Annotated in this window: 1 protein-coding gene; it reads left to right on the plus strand. The window is 50.8% G+C overall.

Going from position 1 to position 266, the window contains the following annotated elements; translation table 11 throughout:
* Positions 1–266, plus strand: a 266-nt coding sequence (locus AAIG11_RS18295; RefSeq protein WP_343187566.1) for a GTP-binding protein, incomplete at both ends; no start/stop codon positions are given.

The raw sequence follows: 266 nt of genomic DNA on the forward strand, positions 1-266 counted from the left end.
GGGAAAAGCAAAATTTGAAAGAACAAAACCCCACGTAAACATTGGAACCATTGGTCACGTTGACCATGGCAAAACCACGCTGACAGCGGCCATCACCTCAGTACTGAACAAGCGATTTGGTACCGGAGCAGCAGTGGCTTTTGACATGATCGACAAAGCGCCTGAAGAAAGAGAAAGAGGCATCACCATCTCAACAGCGCATGTTGAGTACGAAACTCCGAACCGCCACTACGCCCACGTTGACTGCCCCGGCCATGCCGATTATG

It is taken from the genome of Anoxynatronum sibiricum (assembly GCF_039414295.1).
GTDB classification, from domain to species: domain Bacteria; phylum Bacillota; class Clostridia; order Peptostreptococcales; family Tindalliaceae; genus Anoxynatronum; species Anoxynatronum sibiricum.